Genomic DNA, 16701 nt, shown 5'->3' with positions numbered 1-16701 from the left:
CGCGAAGGCGGTGGGTCAGACAACATTAATGTCGACTGATCCACCGCCTTCGCGAGCAAGCCCGCTCCCACAAGTATTGATTACAACTTGGCTTTCACCGCCGGCAACGCATCCTGCCCATCCACGGTCTTCACCCCCTCGAGCCACTTGTCCAGAACTGCGGGGTTGGCCTTGATCCATGCCTTGGCCGCGTCGGTATTGCTGACTTTCTTATTCACCACTTCAGCCATGATGCTGTTCTCCATGTCCTGGGTGAAGCTCAGGTTGGTCAGCAGTTTGCCGACGTTCGGGCAGGCCTGTGCATAACCTTTGCGGGTCAGCGTGTGCACGCTGCCGGTGTCACCGAAGTACTTCTCGCCACCCTTGAGGTAATGCATTTTCAGTTGCACGTTCATCGGGTGCGGGGTCCAGCCGAGGAAGGTCACGAATTTCTGCTTTTTCACCGCGCGGGACACTTCCGCCAGCATGGCTTGCTCGCTGGACTCCACCAGCTTCCACTGGCCCATGTCGAAATCGTTTTTCTTGATGATCTCTTGCAGCGAGATGTTCGCCGGTGCACCGGAGCCGATGCCGTAGATCTTGCGGTCGAACTTGTCGGCGTATTTGTTCAGGTCGGCAAAGTTATGCACACCTGCATTCCATACGTAATCCGGAACAGCGAGGGTGAATTCGGTGCCGTCGAGGTTCTTCGCCAGTTGCGTGACATCGCCGTTGGCGACGAATTTGTCATAGAAGCCCTGCTGCGCCGGCATCCAGTTACCCAGGAACACATCGACCTGGCCATCCTTGAGCCCGCCAAAAGTGATCGGCACCGCGAGGGTGTCGACCTTGGCCTTGTAGCCCATGCCGTCCAGCAGGAACCCGGTGATGGCGTTGGTCGCGGCGATGTCGCTCCATCCCGGGTCGGCCATCTTCACGGTCTCGCAACTCTGATCGGCAAACGCCGATGCACTGCCCAGAGCCAGGAGCCCGACCGTCAGTACTGTGGATAACCTTTGCATGGACTTCCCCTTACATTATTGGTTTTGGCAGGGTTGTGGATAACGTGCTTTACGTTCCAGATCGTCGAGGTCGATGTGGTTGCGCATGTATTGCTGACTGGCGTCCACCAGCGGCTGGTGATCCCAGCTCTTCAGCTTGCCGAGGGTCAGCGCCTCGGCTACGAAACGCCGGCGTCGCTGGCTGGCGAGCACCTGCTGGTGGATGGCTGGAATATTCCACTTCGCCCGCGCCTCAGCGAGAAAATCGTCGAACAGCTGGCGATGTTGCGGCGAATGGCTGAGTTCTTCCAGTTCGCGAGGGTCATTGTGTACGTCGAAGAGCAGACAAGGGTCATCTTCGCTGTAGATGAATTTATAGGCACCGCGGCGGATCATCATCAGCGGGCTGATGGTGCCTTCGGCCATGTATTCACCGAACACTTCATCGTGGCCACCCTGCCCTTGCAGGTGCGGCACCAGCGAGCGGCCGTCCAGCGGCAGGCCCGGTTCCAGCGAGCCGCCGGCCAGTTCGACGAATGTCGGCAACAGGTCCGCCGTGGAAACACTGGCGCTGACCCGGCCGGCCCCGAACTGTCCCGGTGCGCTGATCAGTAGTGGCACCCGTGCAGCCATTTCATACCAGTGCATTTTGTACCAGAGGCCGCGCTCGCCGAGCATGTCGCCGTGGTCACCGGAAAACACGATGATGGTGTCGTCGATCAGCCCGGTATCTTCAAGGGTTTGCAGGAGTTTGCCGACGTTGCTGTCGATATAGCTGCACGCGCCGAAATAGGCGCGGCGGGCATCGCGAATCTTGTCCACAGGCAGCGGCTTGTCCCACAGGTCATAGACCTTGAGCAAACGTTGCGAGTGCGGATCGAGATCTTGCGGGTCCGGGGTTGTAGGCAGCGGGATATCGGCATCGTCGTACAAATCCCAGAAAGCCTTGGGAATCGTGTACGGATCGTGTGGGTGAGTCATGGAAACGGTCAGGCAGAACGGCTGGTCGCCATCCTCGCGGATATGGTCGAACAGGTACTGCTGGGCCTTGAATACCACCTCTTCGTCGAAATCCAGCTGGTTGGTGCGCACGCACGGGCCGGCTTGCAGCACCGAGGACATGTTGTGGTACCAGGTCGGACGCACGTCCGGCTCATCCCAGTTCACTGCCCAGCCGTAATCGGCCGGGTAGATGTCACTGGTCAGGCGCTCTTCGTAGCCGTGCAACTGGTCCGGCCCGCAGAAATGCATCTTGCCCGACAGGGCGGTGCGGTAGCCGAGGCGGCGTAAATAATGGGCATAAGTCGGTACGTCGGCGGGGAAGTCGGCGGCGTTGTCGTAGGCGCCGATCTTGCTCGGCAACTGCCCGCTGACCAGTGTGAAACGCGACGGTGCGCACAGTGGGCTGTTGCAATAAGCCGAGTCGAACACCACGCCTTGTGCGGCGAGGCGGCTGAGATTGGGCAACTTGATGGGCGATGGACCGTAGAACGGCAACATTGGCGCGGCCATTTGATCGGCCATGATGAAAAGAATGTTCTTGCGCTTCATGTGATCGCGGCATTCCATAGTGGATGTTTATGCGAGAGTGCTGGCTTCGAGAATGAAACCCAAGCTCTTCGCGGTAAAGCCCATGCACGGCAATAACTAGGATAAGCGCAGCTTATGTATGACTCCCTGGGTGACCTGTCACTGGATCTGCTTCGTGCCTTCGAGGCGGCAGCCCGTCAGCGCAGCTTCACCGCGGCGGCGGTTGAACTCGGCACCACGCAGCCGGCCATCAGTCAGCAGATCAAGCGCCTTGAAGAACAACTGGCGACCCGATTGTTCGATCGCATTTATCGCGGTATCGAGTTGACTGAGGCCGGGCTGATACTTTTTCAGCAGGTTCAGCTCGGATTACAGAATATCGACGCAGGATTGAGCGCAATCAGTACCCAGCAACAACATGAAGTGCTGCAGGTGGCCACGGATTTTGCCTTCGCCGCCTATTGGTTGATGCCGCGTCTGCATCGCTTTCACGCGGCCAATCCGCAGGTGGATGTCAGCCTGGTCACCAGTGAACGCAGCCATAACATGCTACGTACCGATATCGACGTGGCGGTACTGTTCGGCGATGGCCGCTTCAAGCAGGGTGAAAGCCATTGGCTGTTCAGTGAGGAAGTGTTTCCGGTGTGCAGCCCGCAGTTGCTCAGTGAGCGTTCCCTGCCTTTGCCCCCCCAGGCATTGCTCGAGTTTCCGTTGCTGCATCTGCGTGGGGAAAACAGCAGTAACTGGTTCGACTGGAGCGGCGTATTCCGCGAATTGGGCATCACCTCGCCCCCGGCGCCCGGGCAACTGCGTTTCGACAATTACACCTTGCTGATTCAGGCGGCGATTGGTGGTCAGGGCGTGGCCATCGGCTGGCGCCACCTTGTGGATAACTTGCTGGCGCAAGGGCTGTTGTGCCGACCGATCGGCGAAACGGTGATGTCCCGGCTGGGCTATTACGTGGTTTTGCCCCAGCGTAAACGGCGCGGGGTGTTGATCCAGCAGTTTGTGGATTGGTTGATGGCTGAGCAGGCGGGTAGCGCGGAGTCGTTAACGGGGTTGGCGTTTCCTTCGATTGCGGTTTGAGCGTCAAAAGATCGCAGCCTGCGGCAGCTCCAGGAGCAGCCAATTCAAGGTTCCGAGGTCGCGATGAAACTGACGTGCTCGCGGATGTGCAGTTTCAGGTGCAATTCATCGGCAATGCCCACGGCGGTGCGAGCCAATCGCCCGAGCGGTTCGGCCAGCCCCGGCTCGAGGTTGCCGCCGGGTTTGGCGAAATGTTCGATGGTCAGCCCCGGTACCCCGCGCGGTTCGTTAACCAGCGTCCACTGCAAAGGACTGCTTTGCAGTGCTTCGCGGATTTCCTCTGCGGCGTGACGTTGCAGGCTGTCCTCGAGTTCTGGCTCGTCCAGCACTCCGAAATCTCCCACCAGAAACAGCCGGGCAACGCCTGCTCCTTGCAGGCCTTCAATCAAGGCGTCGACTGCCAGCACTTGCTCGACCGGACCCGGTACGATGGTTTTTTCCACGTGTTCGCTGTTGAACGGTAAGCCTGGAGCGTCCAGCAAGCAGATGACCACGGAGCTGCCGGCCACACTCTGCTTGACCCGTTGCGCGTCGAACAGGTCGCCAGTCTTGGTACGCAGCCCCGGACGGGGTGCCAGCGCATTGAGGTCATCGAGAATCGCGATCACTTCATGCTGGCGCCGAAGCATTTCAGCCATCAGCGCACTGCCCAGGCTACTCATGGCACCATAAAGCACCACTTTCACAACGGGGGTTTCGGCATTTTTCATGGCTGAACCCTTTTTCCAGCGTCTATATGACGTGTGACCCGCAGGAAAGGGTGAGGGTTCGAACAGCTTTCAGAGGGATTGCGATGCAGCAGATCACGGGCTATCACGCCCATGTTTACTTCGATGCCGACTCGATCGGGCAGGCGCGGGCACTGTGTGAGCAGGCGGCGCAATTGTTTCCAGTGAAAATGGGCCGTGTGCACGAGCGCCCGGTCGGTCCACACCCGGACTGGAGCTGCCAGTTGGCGTTCGAGCCGCAGGTGCTGGGCGACGTGCTGCCGTGGCTGGCGCTCAACCGCAAGGGCCTGGTGGTGTTTTTACACCCGGACACCGGCGACGATCGGCGTGACCACACCGAGCATGCGATCTGGATGGGCGCGATTCGACCGCTGGACCTGTCTGTTTTTTGATCAGAGTGTTTCTTCAGCCTCGCCGGGCAAGTGTTCGTCCAGATGCAGCCACGGCAAGCGGCTGTCGGTCCAGATGTGCCGCTGCGCCGGGGCCTGCTCGGGGTGGTCGAGGGTGGCGATGGTCAGGTCGATGCTGTCCGGGCTCAGGTGCGTTACCACCGCCAGTTGCGCCCCGCAGTGACCGCAGAAATAACGCGCGCAGGTGGATGAAGAGTCGTACCGCGACGGCGTCCCGGCCAGCCATTGAAAGGCGGATGCCGGCACGGTGATCCAGGTGGTCACGATGCCGCCGCTGACCCGTCGGCAAATCGAACAATGACAGTGGACGATATCGTGCAGTGGCCCGCTGAATTGATAGCGCAGCTGCCCGCAGTGGCAACCGCCGGTGTGAACATTGTTCATGACATTCCTCCTGCTGCGTTATGACTGACGCCTTCGCGAGCAAGCCCGCTCCCACATTGGCTTTGTGTACGACACAGATCCAGTGTGGGAGCGGGCTTGCTCGCGAAGGCCGTAACCCGGTTCACCTCCCTGCCCCCGTCCGACGACCGGTCGTGCATCCGGTCAAAGCTTTCAATTGCGAAAGCTGGCTGAAAGCTTCCCCGATTAGGATCGCCGCCACTACCGGCAAAAGACCGGTGGCCAATGCGAGTGTTCGATTGCTCGAAAGGCCCATTTAACAACAACAATGGTGATTCTGATGTCCTCTTCTACCCGCCACTTCGCTGTGCCTCCGTCCGTACCTCTCGTGCTTCCCGTTCTGCGCTGATCCCGCCCGATCCGCCCATTCCCTAGCCGCGCTACGCCTGGAGTACTCCCATGCTGACTTTCCTTGGCTTCGCCATGGTCATCACGTTCATGTTCCTGATCATGACCAAGCGCCTGTCTGCGCTGATCGCCCTGATCCTCATTCCAATCATCTTCGCCCTGTTCGGCGGCTTCGGTCCCAAAATCGGCCCGATGATGCTCGAAGGCATCACCAAGCTCGCGCCGACCGGCGTGATGCTGATGTTCGCTATCTTGTATTTCGCCCTGATGATCGACTCCGGCCTGTTCGACCCGGCCGTGCGCAAGATCCTCAAAATGGTCAAGGGCGACCCGCTGAAGGTTTCGGTCGGCACCGCTGTACTGGCGCTCGTCGTGTCCCTCGATGGTGACGGCGCGACCACTTACATGATCTGTGTGGCCGCCATGCTGCCGCTCTACAGCCGTATCGGCATGAGCCCGCGGATCATGGCCGGCCTGATCATCCTCGCCGGTGGCGTGATGAACATGACCCCATGGGGCGGTCCGACCGCCCGTGCCGCCAGCGCACTGCACGTGGACCCGTCGGCTATTTTCGTACCGATGATCCCGGCGATGCTGGCCGGTGTGGTGGCGATCCTGGCTATCGCTTACTTCTACGGCAAACGTGAACGTGCGCGCCTGGGTGAACTGCACCTGGTGGGCGATGAAATCGACCACAGCGAAATCAGTGTTTCGCAGTTCCCGGATGCCCGTCGTCCGAAGCTGATCTGGTTCAACGGTGCCCTGACGCTAGGCCTGATGTGCACCCTGATCGCCGGCCTGCTGCCGTTGCCGGTGTTGTTCATGGTGGCGTTCAGTATCGCCATGATCGTCAACTATCCTTGCCTGCAACAGCAGAAGGATCGCGTCGCGGCTCACGCCGGTAGCGTACTGGCCGTGGTCGGGCTGATCTTTGCGGCCGGCATCTTCACAGGTATCCTGACGGGCACCGGCATGGTCGATGCCATGTCGAAAAGTCTGTTGTCGGTGATTCCGGATTTCCTCGGCCCGTACCTGGCAGTGATCACGGCGCTGGTAAGCATGCCGTTCACCTTCTTCATGTCGAATGATGCATTTTATTATGGCGTGTTACCGGTACTTGCCGAAGCTGCCAGTCACTACGGTATAACCGCGGTGGAAATGGCACGTGCCTCGATCGTCGGTCAGCCCGTCCACCTGTTGAGCCCGCTGGTTCCATCGACCTATCTGTTGGTGGCCCTGGCCGGTATCGATTTCGGTGACCACCAGCGCTTCACCCTGAAGTGGGCAGTGCTGGTTTGTATCTGCATACTGATTGCTGCACTGCTGTTGGGGACTTTCCCGATGTTCAGCACTCTATAAGCCCAAGACTCACCACTTCGGGTCCAGGCTTCGCTGTTTGAAGCCCGGGCCCTTTGTGGTTTAACAATCGCTCAAAGGAATACACATGGAATGGCTGACCAACCCTGAAATCTGGGTTGCCTTCTTTACCCTGACCGCCCTGGAAATCGTCCTGGGCATCGATAACATCATCATGATTTCGATCCTGGTCAGCCGCATGCCCAAACACATGCAGGCGCGTACCCGGATTTTCGGTCTGGCGCTGGCCATGATCACGCGAATTCTGCTCCTGTTGTCGATCACCTGGGTCATGCGCCTCACCGCCGATCTGTTCGTCGTGTTCGGCCAGGGCATCTCCGGACGTGACCTGATCCTGTTCTTTGGTGGTCTGTTCCTGCTGTGGAAGAGCTCGCAAGAGATGTACCACGCCCTGGAAGGTGAAGACGAAACCAACGAAGAGCCTTCGGGCAAGGGCGGCAACTTCCTCTACACCATCATCCAGATCGCGATCATCGACATCGTGTTCTCCCTGGACTCGGTCATCACCGCGGTCGGCATGGTCTCCCACGTACCGGTCATGGTCGCGGCGATCATCGTGGCGGTGTTGGTGATGATGTGGGCTTCCGGCACCATCAGTGAATTCATCGACAGGCACCCGTCGCTGAAGATGCTGGCGCTGTCGTTCCTGTTGATCGTCGGTACCGTGCTGATTGCCGAATCCCTGGACGTGCACGTGCCAAAAGGCTACGTCTACTTCGCCATGGCGTTCTCGCTGGCGGTGGAAGCGATCAACATCAAGATGCGCACGGCCATCGCGAAAAAGAAGAAACAGCAGGATCCGGTAAAGCTGCGCAAGGACATTCCGGGCCAGTAACCCGGTAGCACGCAATACCCTGTGGGAGCGGGCTTGCTCGCGAAGACGGTGTGTCAGACAACATTAATGTTGACTGATACGACGCCTTCGCGAGCAAGCCCGCTCCCACTTTGTTTTTGGCAGGTTGCATGAACCGGATTTCATGACAGTTTTGTTTCAATCCCTTCTTTGGCTATGCGATGCTGGCGCGCAGACCGTTAGCCAACTACAGCTTAAGTACAGAACGTAGAACGTCGCGCGGTACCGTTAACTTGCTCCTTTGGGGCGCTACACCACAGGGGGTCATTATGCTCACCCTGCTCAATTTGCTTTCCGCCGTGGCCCTGCTGATCTGGGGCACGCACATCGTCCGAACCGGCATCCTGCGGGTCTACGGCACCAATTTGCGCCATGTCATCAGCCATAACATGGCCAACCGCTGGCTGGCTTTCGCCTCCGGGATCGCCGTGACGGCGATGGTCCAGAGCAGCAACGCCACTGCCATGCTCGTCACCTCCTTTGTCGGCCAGGGCCTGATGGCGCTGACCCCGGCGCTGGCCACCATGCTTGGCGCGGACGTCGGTACGGCGCTGATGGCACGAGTGCTGACGTTCGATCTGTCGTGGCTGTCGCCGTTACTGATTTTTGTCGGGGTGATTTTCTTTCTGTCGCGCAAACAGACCCGACTCGGGCAGTTGGGCCGTGTCGCCATTGGCTTGGGGTTGATCATTCTGGCGCTGCAACTGATTGTCGAGGCGGCGCATCCGATTACCCACGCCAAAGGGGTGAAGGTGATTTTCGCCTCACTCACTGGTGACATCCTGCTCGACGCCTTGGTTGGCGCGCTGTTCGCGATGATTTCCTATTCAAGCCTGGCCGCCGTGCTGCTGACGGCGACCCTGGCGGGTGCCAACGTGATCAGCCTGCCGGTGGCCATCGGGCTGGTGATCGGCGCCAATATCGGCAGCGGCATACTCGCCTTCCTCAGCACCAGCATGCAGAACGCCGCCGGACGCCAAGTGGCGCTGGGCAGCCTGTTGTACAAACTGATTGGCCTTTTATTGATCATTCCGGTGCTCGACCCGTTGGTGCGCTGGCTTGATGGCCTGGATTTCAGCCCTCAGGAAATGGTCATTGGCTTTCACCTGCTCTACAACACTGTGCGCTGCCTGATCCTGCTGCCCAGCCTCAAACCGATGGCCAGGTTTTGCGCCTGGGTGCTGCCGGAGCGCCCGCTGGCCAACGGCACGGCCAAGCCCCGGCATCTTGACCCCACGGCGTTGGTCACGCCCGGTCTGGCGCTGGCCAACGCGGCCCGGGAAACCTTGCGCATGGGCGACCTGATCGACAACATGCTCGAAGCCATGCTTGACGTGTTGCATGGCAAGCAAACCGCAGTCACCCAGGAAGTCCGCCGCCTGTGCGACGATGTCGAAGCGCTCTACAGCGCGATCAAGTTGTACCTGGCGCAAATGCCGCGGGAAGACCTCAGCGATCAGGACAGCCGGCGCTGGGCGGAAATCATTGAGCTGGCGATCAACCTGAAGCTCGCCAGCGACTTGATCGAACGCATGCTGCGCAAGATTCAGCAGCAGAAAACCTCGCAGCGCCGGTCGTTTTCCGAAGTCGGGCTGGAGGAACTGACCGGACTGCACACTCAGTTGATTTCCAGCCTGCGGCTCGGGATGTCGGTGTTTCTCAGTGGTGATCCGGAAAGTGCGCGCCAACTGGTGCGTGAAAAACGTCGTTTCCGCGCACAGGAACGGCGTCTTGCCCACGCTCATGTCAGCCGTTTGCAACGTAAAATCGTGCAAAGTATCGAAACCAGCTCGTTGCACCTGGAGCTGATCGCCGACATGAAGCGTCTGAATTCGCTGTTTTGCAGCAGTGCCTACGTGGTGCTGGAAACATCGGACACCGGTGCGCTGGTGGTCGACGATTTGAGCGACATCACTCATTCACCCTGAACGTCCACAGTCGCCTGAAGTCTGTTGAACTTACGCTGGTCGTATGGAAGCTTGTTATGCGTTGTCTGTTGTTCGCCTGCCTGTTGCTTGGTTCACTCCCGTCATTCGCCCTGGATCGCTTCCAGGTCGAGGGCTACACGCTGCGCAATGGCTTGCAGTTGCTGCTCAAGCCCGGCACTGATCGCGGGCATGTGGCAATCCGGCTGGTGGTCGGCGTTGGCCTGGACGATTTCGACTGCGAAGAAAAGGAACTGCCGCATCTGCTGGAACACCTGTTGTTCAGCGGCATCGACGCCAGTGGCGAAGGTGGCCTGGAGGAGCGCATGCAGGCCTTGGGCGGTGAGTGGAATGCCTTCACCAGCAATGCCGATACGACTTTCGTCATCGAGGCCCCGGCGAAAAACCAGCGTAAGGTACTCGACCTGTTGCTGGCGCTGCTGACCCAGACCCGCTTCGACGACAGCGCGATCAACGCGGCCAAGCAAGTGGTCGAGCGTGAAGATGGCGGCCACTACTCACACCTGCAACGCTGGCTCGATCGTCAGGACCTCGGCCACACGGCCAGCAACCAACTGGCCGTCGAGTTGGGCCTCAAATGCCCGGAGCGTGCGCAAGTCGATGGCCTGACCCGTGAACAACTGGAGCAGGTGCGCAAGGACTGGTATGCGCCGAACAACATGACCCTGATCGTGGTCGGCGACCTCGACAAGCTGCTGCCAGCCTATCTGGAGCGGGCGTATGGCGCGCTGGAAGCGATCACCCCCGGCGAGCATCCGCCGCTACCGCAAATCCAGGCCAGCGCCGCCCATGAGCGCACCTTGACCCGTGGTCTGGTCGGCAACGGCGCCAAGCTGCACTGGCTGGTGCCGGAGCCGGTGCTGGAAGATGGGCACGACCAAACCTTCGATTTACTCAAGGACTATCTGGATTGGGCGCTCTATCGCCAGCTGCGCCTGGCTCATGGTTTGTCCTATGGCCCTTGGGCGGAGCGCGAAGTGTTCGGCGGCGTGGGTTTCATGAGCCTCAATGCCGACCTTGAGCGTGACGACGTGTCCGAGGCCGAACAAGTGCTCGACGACTTGAAGGCCGGACTGCTCAGGGACGGCCTCAATGCCGACACCTTCAACCGCCTGAAGCAGGCTGCGATCGCCCGCCAGGCCTGGGCCGTACAAGGCAACAGTGCGTTGGCCGACTACTATTGGAGCGCCATCGGAAACTACGAGGACGGCCGTTTCGCCAACCCGTCCCGGGAGCTGCAAGGGGTGACGCTGGAAGAGGCGAACAAGGCCGTGCGTGAACTGCTGTTGCAGCCGGGTTATTTGCGGATCGAGAAGCCGTTGTTCAGCTATGACCAGTTGATGTGGTTGGTGGTTGGTGGGGTGGGCTTGATCGTGTTGATGCTGGTGGGCTGGCGTTTGCATCGCAGGAAGTAATCATTCTGTTTGGCAAGAAAACTCCTTGTGGGAAACACAATCCTCTGTGGGAGCGAGCTTGCTCGCGATGAGGCCATGTCATTCAACATCAAAGTTGACTGATCCGCCGCCATCGCGAGCAGGCTCGCTCCCACAGGTTGCGTGGTGCAACTGACCGCAAACTCTCGCCACAGCGCCGCACCAGCGGTACCCTGTCGAGGTTTTTTCCTACAACCACTGTGAAACCGCCGAATGCAAAACCTGCCCCGTTTCGTACAGCGCATCCTCGAATTGATGAAGCGCTACCCCGGGGTCATTGCGCTTGCTGGTTTCATCTCCGGGGTAGGCAGTTTCATCCTGGTCGATCGCCAGCAAGGCCTGGCGAGCTGGATCACCACCATCATGCTGATCAGCTGGATCTGGCTGATGCTGGAGAACACCCTGACCAAGTTGTTCACGCGCATTTTCAAGCGCGAAATCCCGGAACCCTTGCTGCGTTACGCAACGCAGATGATCCATCAGGAAAGCCTGTTTTTTGTCCTGCCGTTCTTCTTCATTACCACGACGTGGAACAGCGGCCAGTTGTTTTTCACCGGGCTGCTGGGCGTCGCGGCACTGATTTCGATCATCGACCCGCTGTACTACAAGTGGCTTGCTCCACGACGCTGGGCATTTCTGGCCCTGCACACCCTGACCCTGTTCGCCGCGCTGCTCACCGCGTTGCCGGTGATCATGCACCTGACCACAGCGCAAAGTTTCAAATGGGCGCTGGGTATCTCGGTGCTGCTGTCGTTCCCGAGCCTGGCGTCGATCTTCCCGATTCGTACCCTGCGCAGTGCGCTGGCGATTTTGAGTATCACTCTGGGCATTGGCGCCGTCGGGTGGGAGCTGCGCTCGTGGGTGCCACCGGCGACGCTGTGGATGACCGACGTGGCCATCAGTACGCAAATGCAGGACCGCACGCCTGGTGCCAGCCTCGACGAAGTCAGCGCCGAGCAGATTCGCAACGGCGGGCTTTACGCCTACACCGCGATCAATGCCCCGCGTGGCCTGGACGAGCGGATTTATCACGTCTGGCAGTTCAACGGCAAAGAGGTCGACCGTATCCCTCTGGATATTCGTGGCGGGCGTAAGGAAGGTTACCGGGCCTGGACCCACAAGCAGAATTTCCCGGGCAACCCGGCCGGCAAATGGCAGGTCCGGGTGCTGACCGAAGATGGCCAGGTCATCGGCGTGCTGCGTTTCAAGGTCACGGACAGCACAGCGATCAAAGAAAAGTAGTGCGGTTCGTGCTATTACGTAGAGCTGCCTAATCACTGAACAAGCACGGAGCTTATGATCAGCAGCACGATGGCCGGCAACGCCCGATTGGACACGTCGCTCACTCCTGCACGGTTGCGGGTGACGGGCGACTGGACGCTTGCCCATTACGCTGACCTCAAGCTGTTGAGCGAAAAACTCCACGGCCAGTACGACACCAACACCCCCATTGACCTCAATGGTCTCGGCGCCCTCGACACCGCCGGCGCCTCGCTGTTGGTCGAGCTGCTCGGCTCCGAGCGCCTCGGCCGTTCCGCCGAACATCCTGATTGCACACTTTCCGCCGCCGATCGGGCGTTGCTGCAAACCGTCTATTGCTCGTTGACCGATTTCTGCGTACCTATCAAGGAACCGGAAGTCAGCGTTTCCATTCAGTTGCTGACCCGCATCGGCCGCGCGGTGGACGCCGTCTGGCAGGACACCCTGCAACTGCTGGGTTTCGTTGGCCTGATCATCGAAACCATCGTCCGCGGCCTGTTCCGTCCCAAGCGCTGGCGCGTCACGCCGATGATCGCCCACATCGAACAGACCGGTCTCGACGCTGCCCCCATCGTTGCCCTGCTGACTTTTCTGGTGGGCGCCGTGGTGGCGTTTCTCGGGTCGACGGTGTTGGCCACCTTCGGCGCCACCGTGTTCACCGTGGACCTGGTGGGATTTGCCTTTCTGCGTGAATTCGGTGTGTTGCTGACGGCAATCCTGATGGCCGGGCGCACCGCCAGTGCGTTCACGGCGCAAATCGGTTCGATGAAGGCCAACGAGGAAATCGACGCCATCCGCACCCTGGGTCTCGACCCCGTGGAGTTGCTGGTGGTGCCGCGGGTCCTGGCGTTGCTGATCGCCCTGCCGATGCTGACTTTTCTGGCGATGCTCTCGGGGATTATCGGCGGCGCGGTGGTCTGTGCGGTGAAGCTGGATATCTCGCCGGCGATGTTCATCTCGCTGTTGCAATCGGACATCGGCGTTCAGCACTTTCTGGTGGGGATCGTCAAAGCCCCGATCTTCGCCTTCCTCATCGCCGCCATCGGTTGCCTCGAAGGCTTCAAGGTCAGTGGTAGCGCTGAATCTGTGGGCGCGCACACCACGTCGAGTGTGGTGCAGTCGATTTTCGTGGTGATCGTGATGGATGCGATCGCCGCGATGTTTTTCATGGAGATGGGTTGGTGAGTCGTGTACCCCGAGCGCCCTCCGAGGCGGTGATTGAAGTGCGTGGGCTGTGCAATCGCTTTGGCTCCCAGAGCGTGCACGAGAACCTCGACCTGGATTTGTACAAGGGTGAAATCCTCGCCGTGGTCGGCGGCTCCGGCAGCGGCAAATCGGTGCTGCTGCGCAGCATTGTCGGGCTGCGCCAGCCCAGTGACGGGGTGGTGAAAGTCTTCGGCAAGAACCTGCCAACCTTGTCCGAGCACGAGCGCTCGCTGGTGGAGCGGCGATTCGGTGTGCTGTTCCAGAAAGGCGCGCTGTTCTCTTCGCTGACCGTGACCGAGAACGTTGCCCTGCCGCTGATCGAGCACGCCGGCTTGACCCGCAACGACGCTGAGCATCTGGCGGCGGTGAAAATGGCCTTGGCCGGGTTGCCGTTGTCGGCGGCGGAGAAGTACCCCGCGTCGCTGTCCGGCGGCATGATCAAGCGTGCCGCACTGGCCCGGGCATTGGCGCTGGACCCGGACATCCTGTTTCTCGACGAGCCCACCGCCGGTCTCGACCCGATCGGTGCTGCCGCGTTCGACCAATTGATCCTGACCCTGCGCGATGCCCTGGGCCTGAGTGTCTTTCTGGTGACCCACGACCTGGACACGCTCTACACCATCACCGACCGGGTGGCGGTGCTGGCGCAGAAAAAGGTGCTGGTGGCAGACGCCATCGACAAGGTCTCGGAAACCAACGATCCGTGGATTCACGAATACTTCCATGGCCCTCGCGGCCGCGCGGCGTTGACGGCCGCCCAACAGCTCAACGAGGTCTGACATGGAAACCCGAGCCCATCATGTATTGATCGGCCTGTTCACCGTGATTGTGGTGACGGCCGCGCTGTTGTTCGGTCTGTGGCTGGCGAAGTCCAGTGTCGACACCGAGTTCAAGGACTACGAGGTTGTGTTCAACGAGGCGGTCAGCGGTTTGTCCAAGGGCAGTTCGGTGCAGTACAGCGGGATCAAGGTCGGCGATGTGATCTCGCTGCGCCTGGACCCGAAAGACCCGCGCCGGGTGTTGGCGCGAATTCGCCTGGCTGGCGATACCCCGGTCAAGGAGGACACCCAGGCCAAACTGGCCCTGACCGGCGTTACCGGGACCTCGATCATCCAGCTCAGCGGCGGCACGCCACAGAGCCCGACGCTCAAGGGCAAGGACGGCCACCTGCCGACCATTGTCGCCTCGCCCTCGCCCATCGCCCGCCTGCTCAATGACAGCGAAGACCTGATGGCCGGAGTCAGCACGCTGATGCATAACGCCAACCTGATGTTCTCCACGGAAAACATCGCGCGCATCAGCAGCACCCTGGAGCATCTGGAGCAAACCACCGGAACCATCGCCGATCAGCGCGGCGATATCCGCCAGGCCATGCAGCAACTGGCCTCGGTGGGCAAGCAGGCCAACAACATGCTGGAGCAGACCACGACGCTGATGCGCAATGCCAACGGGCTGCTCAACGAGCATGGCAAGGAAGCGCTGGGCAGCGCCGAGCAGGCGATGAAGTCGCTGCAGGAGAGTAGCGCCACCCTCAACACACTGATCAGCGCCAATCAGGAGTCGCTCAACAGCGGCATGCAAGGCCTCAATGGCCTGGGCCCGGCCGTGCGCGAGATGCGCGAAACCCTGTCCTCGTTGCGCGTCATTACCAAACGTCTGGAGGCCGACCCCAGCGGTTACCTGCTGGGCAGTGACAAGACCAAGGAATTCACGCCATGAAGCTGATCCGGATTGCCCTCCTCGCTGGCTTCACGCTGATCGGCTCGTGCTCGATCCTGCCCAAGCCAGAGCTTTTCGAGGTCTATCGATTGCCCTCAGCCCAGAGCAGCACGCCAGCCAGTCATGGCACGCTGCAGCACTGGTCGCTGCGCCTGACCAAGTTCCAGTCCAGTGAAGCGTTGAACAGTCCGAACATTGCAGTCATTCCTCAGGGCGACGTGATCAGCCACTACAAGGGCTCGCGCTGGAGCGACCCGGCGCCGGTGCTGGTGCGCAATCGCCTGCTGCAAGGTTTCCAGCATGACGGGCGTGTGCCGTTGTTGAGCACCGATGACAGCATTTTTCAGACCGATCTTGAATTGGGCGGCAGCCTGCAGGCGTTCCAGACGGAATACCAGGGTACGAGTGCCAGCGTGGTCGTGCGTCTGGATGCATTGCTGGTGCGCAGCTACGACCAGCGCATCCTCGCCAGTCGCCGCTTCGAAGTGCACCAGCCGTTGAGCAATGTGCAGGTCCCGGCGGCGGTGGCCGGGTTCGGTCAGGCGAATGATCAGTTGACCGCGCAAGTGGTGAACTGGGCGGTGGAGCAAGGACAGAAACTGGCGCCACCACCAAGACCATGAAGGCCTGCGCAATTCCTTTGTAGGAGCGAGCTTGCTCGCGAAAAACCTGAGAGCGCCGCGGGGCGTCAGGCTTCCAGCGTTATCGTTCACGACCATCGCGAGCAGGCTCGCTCCTACAGGGATACGTCGTATCAGTGCAAAAACGCCTGATGCAACTCAGCCAGCGTTTCAAAGTGATACGCCGGCGCTTCGGCGCTCAGTTCTTCGTGGCTGCCGAACCCGTAACCCACCGCCGCCGCATCCAGGCCATTGCTGCGCGCGCCGATCAGGTCGTGCTTGCGGTCGCCGATCATCAGGGTGTTGGCCGGGTCCAGCTTTTCTTCGGCCATCAGGTGAGCGATCAAATCGACCTTGTTGGTCCGGGTGCCATCCAGTTCGCTGCCGTAAATCACCTTGAAGTGCCTGGCAAAATCGAAATGCCGGGCGATTTCACGAGCGAACACCCAGGGTTTCGAGGTTGCGATGTACAGCTGCCGGCCTTGCCCGCTCAGGGTTTCCAGTAGCGGTGTGACGCCGTCGAACACGCGGTTCTCGTAGAGTCCGGTGACCTTGAAGCGTTCGCGGTAAAAATTCACCGCCTCCCACGCCCTGGCTTCATCGAAGTCGTAGAACTGCATGAAAGCCTGCAACAGTGGCGGGCCGATGAAGTGTTCGAGTTTGCCCAGATCCGGTTCATCGATACCCAGTTTGCCCAAGGCGAACTGGATCGAACGGGTGATGCCCTCGCGCGGGTCGGTCAGGGTGCCATCGAGGTCGAACAAAACGGTTTGGTAATGCATGTTGAGTCCTGAATGAGGGAG

The 16701-nt window shown here is 60.1% G+C and carries 16 protein-coding genes and 1 pseudogene; 11 read left to right on the top strand and 6 right to left on the bottom strand.

The genetic code is table 11. The features are described from left to right. Positions 1-80: 80 nt before the first annotated feature. Both choX and betC read right to left on the bottom strand, forming a co-directional pair. Positions 81-1001 carry a choline ABC transporter substrate-binding protein gene (gene choX, locus AC3WN7_RS18395; RefSeq protein WP_102674472.1) on the bottom strand — a complete coding sequence of 307 codons (921 nt, stop codon included), beginning with the start codon at positions 999-1001 and terminating at the stop codon, positions 81-83. Between the two features lie 15 nt (positions 1002-1016). After that, positions 1017-2531, bottom strand: coding sequence for a choline-sulfatase (gene betC, locus AC3WN7_RS18390; protein ID WP_102674473.1), 1515 nt, complete (start codon positions 2529-2531; stop codon positions 1017-1019). A gap of 114 nt (positions 2532-2645) precedes the next feature. Here betC and AC3WN7_RS18385 point away from each other — a divergent pair, with 114 nt between their 5' ends. Continuing rightward, on the top strand, positions 2646-3596 hold the full coding sequence (locus AC3WN7_RS18385) for a choline sulfate utilization transcriptional regulator (protein ID WP_102674474.1): 951 nt from the start codon (positions 2646-2648) through the stop codon (positions 3594-3596). 44 nt (positions 3597-3640) lie between these two features. On the opposite strand, the gene AC3WN7_RS18380 is transcribed toward AC3WN7_RS18385, so the two are convergent. Continuing rightward, positions 3641-4306 (bottom strand): NAD(P)-dependent oxidoreductase, encoded by a 666-nt coding sequence (locus tag AC3WN7_RS18380; RefSeq protein ID WP_095967885.1) that lies wholly within the window; start codon positions 4304-4306, stop codon positions 3641-3643. Between the two features lie 83 nt (positions 4307-4389). On the opposite strand from AC3WN7_RS18380, the gene AC3WN7_RS18375 reads away from it, so the two are divergent. Continuing rightward, positions 4390-4716: a DOPA 4,5-dioxygenase family protein gene (locus AC3WN7_RS18375; RefSeq protein WP_095967884.1), complete on the top strand. Its 327-nt coding sequence runs from the start codon at positions 4390-4392 to the stop codon at positions 4714-4716. Here AC3WN7_RS18375 and AC3WN7_RS18370 read toward each other — a convergent pair whose 3' ends face one another. Next, positions 4717-5118, bottom strand: a complete 402-nt coding sequence (locus AC3WN7_RS18370) for a GFA family protein (protein WP_015092871.1) — start codon at positions 5116-5118, stop codon at positions 4717-4719. 417 nt (positions 5119-5535) lie between these two features. Between AC3WN7_RS18370 and AC3WN7_RS18365 the strand changes: the two genes are divergently transcribed. The 9 genes from AC3WN7_RS18365 (at position 5536) to AC3WN7_RS18325 (ending at position 15901) form a co-directional block, all read left to right on the top strand. Beyond that, a complete protein-coding gene (locus AC3WN7_RS18365) occupies positions 5536-6843 on the top strand; it encodes a CitMHS family transporter (protein ID WP_095967883.1) in 1308 nt (435 codons plus the stop codon). Positions 6844-6928: 85 nt separating this feature from the next. Beyond that, positions 6929-7696: a TerC family protein gene (locus AC3WN7_RS18360; protein WP_095967882.1), complete on the top strand. Its 768-nt coding sequence runs from the start codon at positions 6929-6931 to the stop codon at positions 7694-7696. A gap of 287 nt (positions 7697-7983) precedes the next feature. Beyond that, positions 7984-9642, top strand: coding sequence for a Na/Pi cotransporter family protein (locus AC3WN7_RS18355; RefSeq protein ID WP_095967881.1), 1659 nt, complete (start codon positions 7984-7986; stop codon positions 9640-9642). A gap of 56 nt (positions 9643-9698) precedes the next feature. Then, the gene (locus tag AC3WN7_RS18350) at positions 9699-11075 is read left to right on the top strand and encodes a M16 family metallopeptidase (RefSeq protein ID WP_102674475.1); all 1377 of its coding nucleotides are present in this window, start codon (positions 9699-9701) and stop codon (positions 11073-11075) included. A gap of 231 nt (positions 11076-11306) precedes the next feature. Continuing rightward, the gene (locus tag AC3WN7_RS18345; RefSeq protein ID WP_095967879.1) at positions 11307-12335 is read left to right on the top strand and encodes a DUF5924 family protein; all 1029 of its coding nucleotides are present in this window, start codon (positions 11307-11309) and stop codon (positions 12333-12335) included. A gap of 54 nt (positions 12336-12389) precedes the next feature. Then, entirely contained in the window at positions 12390-13538 is a 1149-nt protein-coding gene (locus AC3WN7_RS18340; RefSeq protein ID WP_102674477.1) for an ABC transporter permease, read from the top strand. Further along, positions 13535-14338 (top strand): ABC transporter ATP-binding protein, encoded by an 804-nt coding sequence (locus tag AC3WN7_RS18335; RefSeq protein ID WP_095967877.1) that lies wholly within the window; start codon positions 13535-13537, stop codon positions 14336-14338. Before AC3WN7_RS18340 ends, AC3WN7_RS18335 begins: the two co-directional genes overlap by 4 nt. 1 nt (position 14339) lies before the next feature. Next, positions 14340-15278, top strand: a complete 939-nt coding sequence (locus AC3WN7_RS18330) for an MlaD family protein (RefSeq protein WP_102674478.1) — start codon at positions 14340-14342, stop codon at positions 15276-15278. Further along, positions 15275-15901, top strand: a complete 627-nt coding sequence (locus AC3WN7_RS18325; RefSeq protein WP_102674479.1) for an ABC-type transport auxiliary lipoprotein family protein — start codon at positions 15275-15277, stop codon at positions 15899-15901. Before AC3WN7_RS18330 ends, AC3WN7_RS18325 begins: the two co-directional genes overlap by 4 nt. An 18-nt stretch (positions 15902-15919) precedes the next feature. Here the strand turns inward: AC3WN7_RS18325 and AC3WN7_RS18320 are convergent. Both AC3WN7_RS18320 and AC3WN7_RS18315 read right to left on the bottom strand, forming a co-directional pair. Continuing rightward, a pseudogene (locus AC3WN7_RS18320) lies at positions 15920-15997 on the bottom strand (outer membrane lipoprotein carrier protein LolA); the annotation flags it as partial. A 35-nt stretch (positions 15998-16032) separates the two neighbouring features. Further along, on the bottom strand, positions 16033-16680 hold the full coding sequence (locus AC3WN7_RS18315; protein WP_102674480.1) for an HAD family hydrolase: 648 nt from the start codon (positions 16678-16680) through the stop codon (positions 16033-16035). Positions 16681-16701: the final 21 nt, after the last annotated feature.

Source organism: Pseudomonas sp. FW305-70 (assembly GCF_058783925.1).
Note: the sequence above shows the minus strand (reverse complement) of the source record. Positions and strands in the feature narration are given on the sequence as shown.

Bases quoted from the DNA above. Each gene is read 5' to 3' on its own strand.
- choX (WP_102674472.1), bottom strand. From the start codon at position 1,001: ATGCAAAGGTTATCCACAGTACTGACGGTCGGGCTCCTGGCTCTGGGC.
- betC (WP_102674473.1), bottom strand. From the start codon at position 2,531: ATGAAGCGCAAGAACATTCTTTTCATCATGGCCGATCAAATGGCCGCG.
- AC3WN7_RS18385 (WP_102674474.1), top strand. From the start codon at position 2,646: ATGTATGACTCCCTGGGTGACCTGTCACTGGATCTGCTTCGTGCCTTC.
- AC3WN7_RS18380 (WP_095967885.1), bottom strand. From the start codon at position 4,306: ATGAAAAATGCCGAAACCCCCGTTGTGAAAGTGGTGCTTTATGGTGCC.
- AC3WN7_RS18375 (WP_095967884.1), top strand. From the start codon at position 4,390: ATGCAGCAGATCACGGGCTATCACGCCCATGTTTACTTCGATGCCGAC.
- AC3WN7_RS18370 (WP_015092871.1), bottom strand. From the start codon at position 5,118: ATGAACAATGTTCACACCGGCGGTTGCCACTGCGGGCAGCTGCGCTAT.
- AC3WN7_RS18365 (WP_095967883.1), top strand. From the start codon at position 5,536: ATGCTGACTTTCCTTGGCTTCGCCATGGTCATCACGTTCATGTTCCTG.
- AC3WN7_RS18360 (WP_095967882.1), top strand. From the start codon at position 6,929: ATGGAATGGCTGACCAACCCTGAAATCTGGGTTGCCTTCTTTACCCTG.
- AC3WN7_RS18355 (WP_095967881.1), top strand. From the start codon at position 7,984: ATGCTCACCCTGCTCAATTTGCTTTCCGCCGTGGCCCTGCTGATCTGG.
- AC3WN7_RS18350 (WP_102674475.1), top strand. From the start codon at position 9,699: ATGCGTTGTCTGTTGTTCGCCTGCCTGTTGCTTGGTTCACTCCCGTCA.
- AC3WN7_RS18345 (WP_095967879.1), top strand. From the start codon at position 11,307: ATGCAAAACCTGCCCCGTTTCGTACAGCGCATCCTCGAATTGATGAAG.
- AC3WN7_RS18340 (WP_102674477.1), top strand. From the start codon at position 12,390: ATGATCAGCAGCACGATGGCCGGCAACGCCCGATTGGACACGTCGCTC.
- AC3WN7_RS18330 (WP_102674478.1), top strand. From the start codon at position 14,340: ATGGAAACCCGAGCCCATCATGTATTGATCGGCCTGTTCACCGTGATT.
- AC3WN7_RS18325 (WP_102674479.1), top strand. From the start codon at position 15,275: ATGAAGCTGATCCGGATTGCCCTCCTCGCTGGCTTCACGCTGATCGGC.
- AC3WN7_RS18315 (WP_102674480.1), bottom strand. From the start codon at position 16,680: ATGCATTACCAAACCGTTTTGTTCGACCTCGATGGCACCCTGACCGAC.